The organism is Chitinimonas sp. (genome assembly GCF_041904975.1).
In the GTDB taxonomy this organism is placed as follows: domain Bacteria; phylum Pseudomonadota; class Gammaproteobacteria; order Burkholderiales; family Chitinimonadaceae; genus Chitinimonas.
Window position 1 is genome coordinate 1 of sequence record NZ_JAYRLZ010000346.1, and the last position, 3,929, is coordinate 3,929.

The 3,929-nt window shown below is 63.7% G+C and carries 3 protein-coding genes; all 3 read left to right on the top strand.

The window, feature by feature from the left end; all coding sequences use genetic code 11:
* The coding region (locus ACE3OH_RS20460) for a hypothetical protein (RefSeq protein ID WP_374357496.1) at positions 1 to 301 on the top strand (301 nt) is incomplete at its 5' end.
* 145 nt (positions 302 to 446) lie between these two features.
* Entirely contained in the window at positions 447 to 2,117 is a 1,671-nt protein-coding gene (locus ACE3OH_RS20465) for a SulP family inorganic anion transporter (RefSeq protein WP_374357499.1), read from the top strand.
* A gap of 57 nt (positions 2,118 to 2,174) precedes the next feature.
* Positions 2,175 to 3,929, top strand: a 1,755-nt coding sequence (locus ACE3OH_RS20470; RefSeq protein ID WP_374357502.1) for an acetate--CoA ligase family protein, incomplete at its 3' end; no start/stop codon positions are given.

Consider the following 3,929-nt stretch of genomic DNA (forward strand, 5'->3'; position numbering starts at 1 on the left):
CCACACTCCGCGCAGTAAAGACCTGGATCAGCCTGGCTGCGTCTTCCTGGCCGCATTGGCGGGCGAACAACTCTACATGGCAGACAGCCAAACAGCCTGGCAACCCTTCCGTGCAGGCCAGCCGATTGCCTTCCGAACCGGCAAACTTGCGGCCATGCAGACCGAAATCATCTCGCGCAGCAATGTTGGGGGCCTGACGGGAATCAGCCTGTATGCCGGCTATGGCCGTGGCAGCGATGCCGCCAGCTGCTGGGCCGATATGCTACAAAGCAAGTCCTACCGGCAGATGTATACCTTCTAAGTAAGGCAAACCTGACCGCTCCCTTCCAAGGGGGGAGGGGCGGTGAAAGGGATGGACTTCGGGTTAAGTAAGTATGGTGATGCCGCACAAGGGCAGGCAAATCAGCAGTGCTATGGTAAATGCTTGTCTACTTGTGTTTGAAGCCATGTCCGAATTCACCCTGCCCCGCTTTCACCCGCGCCTGCTCGACCATTTGCGTGGCTACAGCCGCGCCATGTTTCAGGCCGACCTCTTGGCCGGGCTGACCGTCGCCATTGTCGCCCTGCCCCTGGCGATGGCTTTTGCCATTGCCTCGGGTGTGCCGCCGCAGGCCGGCCTGTTTACCGCGGTCATCGCCGGACTGTTGATTTCCATGCTGGGCGGTACCCGCCACTGCATCGGCGGGCCGACCGGTGCCTATATCGTCATCCTGCACGGCATCGTGCTGCAGTACGGGGTGGCCAATCTGGCGGTTGCCACGGTGATGGCCGGCTGCATGCTGATCCTGATGGGGCTGTTTCGGCTCGGGCGCATCATCAAGTTCTTCCCGATGCCCATCATCACCGGCTTTACCAATGGCATCGCCGTGCTGATCCTGCTTACCCAGCTGAAAGACTTTTTCGGTCTGCCGCTTGCCAGCATGCCCGGCAATTTCTTCGCCCTGGTCCAGGCATTGCGCCACAGTCTGGGCCAGGCGCATCTGCCCACGGTCTTGCTATCGACAGGCGCACTGCTGCTGATCCTGTGCTGGCCCAAGCGCCTCAACCGCCTGTTACCAGCACCCTTTATGGCCTTGCTGGCCAGCACCGGCATTGCGCTGCTGTTTCACTTGCCCGTGGCCACCATAGGCAGCCGCTTCGGCGGCATTCCGCAAGGCCTGCCAGCTTTTACCCCGCTAAGCTTTGACTGGCAGCATTTCTCCTACCTGCTGTCGCCCGCTTTCAAGATTGCCCTGCTCGGCGCCATCGAATCGCTGCTGTGCGCGGTGGTGGCCGACAAAGCCAGTGGCGATCATCACGATTCCGATCAGGAGCTGCTGGCACAAGGCATCGCCAATATCGCCGCCCCCTTGTTCGGCGGCATAGCCGCCACCGGCGCCATTGCCCGCACCGCCACCAATATCCAGAACGGCGCGCAAACGCCGGTGGCCGGCATGGTGCATGCCCTGGCGGTGCTGCTGGTCCTACTGCTTGCTGCGCCGCTCGCCGCCTATGTGCCGCTGTCGGCGCTGGCCGCCATCCTGGTTTCGGTGGCGATCAAGATGGGCGATTGGGATATCCGCAAGGCCTGGCATTACCCGGGCCGCGACACCCTGGTGCTGTCCCTTACCTTTGCCCTGACCGTCTTGTTTGATCTGACCATTGCCATCGAAATCGGCCTGTTGCTGGCCGCCGTGTTCTTTATCTACCGCATCGCCGACCAGACCCAGCTGAACCGGCTGACGCCGGAACAAGCCCATCTGTTCGAGCGCCATGCCATTGTCGGCAAGACCATACCGCCGCACACCCTGGTCTATCGGCTGGAAGGCGCGCTATTCTTCGGCGCCGCCGACAAGCTCGATGCGTTGGTGGAGGCTGCGTCCGACGGCATGCTTGTCGTCATCCTGCAATTGCACCGGGTTACCCTGATCGACACCAGCGGCTTGCTGGCCTTGCGCGAGCTGCATGACAAGCTGGCTCAGCAGCAAACGGCCTTGATTCTGTGCAGCACACAAGCAGGCAATCTGCGCTTGCTGGAAGAGGCTGAATTGCCGCAACTGCTGGGTGCCGACAATATCCAGCCCGATCTCGGCACCGCCTTGCTGCGTGCGGCGGCCATCGAGGCACAACGCGGCTGAGCTAGACTGCACCGTGGCCATACAAGTGGCCGCCCCACACCTTGACGGGATAGCACTATGGATCGCTGGCTGGCGATGAAGGCGCACTACCTGACCCCCCTGTTCCACCCGCGCAGCGTGGTGGTGATCGGGGCATCGGAAACTGCTGATTCGGTCGGTGCGCGGGTGTTCCGCAATCTGCTCGATGCGCCCTTCCAGGGCAGCCTGCACGGGGTGAATCTGCGCCACAGCCGTGTCTACGGGCAAACGGTGTATCCGCATATCGCGGCGGTGCCGCTGGACGAGATCGACCTGGCCATCATCGCCACCGCCGCCCACACCCTGCCGCAGCTAATGCGCGAATGCGGCGAGCGCGGTGTCAAGGCGGTACTGGTACTGTCGCGCGACTTTGTGGCGGTGGATCGCAGCAACCGCCTGCTGCTCGACGAAGCCATTGCCATTGCCCGCCACCATGGCGTGCGTGTGCTGGGACCGAATCTGCTCGGCATGATGCGGCCCGCGCAAGGCCTGATCGCCGCCAATTACAGCGGCGCAGTCAAACGCGGCAATCTGGCCCTGGTAGCGCAATCGAGCTCGGTGGCCAGCGCCATTCTCGACTGGGCCGAGGCACACGAAGTAGGCTTTTCCACCGTGCTGTCGCTGGGTGCCGCAGCCGACGTCAACTTTGGCGAGATTCTCGATTACCTGGCACAGGACAGCCAGACCGAGGCGATCTTGCTGTATCTCGAAGATGTCGGCGAGGCGCGCGGCTTTATGAGTGCCCTGCGCGCCGCATCGCGGCAAAAGCCGGTGGTATGTCTGAAAGTGGGTCGCGATGTGGTCAACGGCGGCCACGCCGCCCGCACACACTCCGAACGACTTGTTGGCCGCGACGACGCCTTCGATGCAGCCCTGCGCCGGGTGGGCGTATTGCGGGTACAGACCATGGTGCAGCTGTCCATCGCCGCCCGCCTGTTATCGGCCAAGCACCGGGTGGCCGGTCGCCGGCTGGCAGTGATCTCCAACGGCTATGGTGCCGGGCGTATGGCGGTGGATCGCGCGGGCGAGCTGGGCGTGGAACTGCCGGCGCTCGATGCTGCCACCGTTGCCAGGCTCGATGCGGCCTTGCCCAGCATCGGCAGCCACCATAACCCGGTGGATATTCTGGGCGATGCACCGCCCGATCGCTTTGTCGCAGCTGCCGAGGCCTGCCTGGACGACCCGAATACCGATGGCGTGCTGGTGATCCTGACCCCGCAGGCCGGCACCGACCATCTGGCCACCGCCGAAGCGATGATCGCGCTGCGCGGCCGCCACCCGAAGTTGCTGATGCTGGTATGGCTGGGCGACAAGAAGGCCGCGCCGGCGCGCAGCCTGTTCGATCGCAGCCAGACCGCCTATTTCTTCTCGCCGGAATATGCGGTGGAGGCCTTCGCCAGCCTGGCAGCCTGGACCTATATCCAGGAGCTGAGCCTGCAAACCCCCGGCCCCTTGGCCGAGCGCAGCGAGCCGGACGTGATCCGCGCCCGGCTGATCATCGCCGGCGCCCTGGCGCAAGGGCGCAGCCTGCTCAATACCGCCGAATCGCTGGCCCTGCTCGACGCGTTTCATATTCCCCACCCACCCACCTTGCCGGCCGGCTGCGCCGATGAAGCCGTTGCTGCCGCCGCCCGCGTCGGCTTGCCGGTGGCGCTGAAAATCGATGCCGACAATCTGATCCACAAGAGCGATATCGATGGCGTGGTACTGAACCTTGGCAGCCTGGAACAGGTATACGAAGCGGCCGAGGCCATGCTGAACCATGCGCGCCAGCAGCTCCCCGATGGCGCCGTG

Excerpts from the sequence above, each read along its gene's own strand:
- ACE3OH_RS20465 (WP_374357499.1), top strand. The coding sequence starts at position 447 with ATGTCCGAATTCACCCTGCCCCGCTTTCACCCGCGCCTGCTCGACCAT.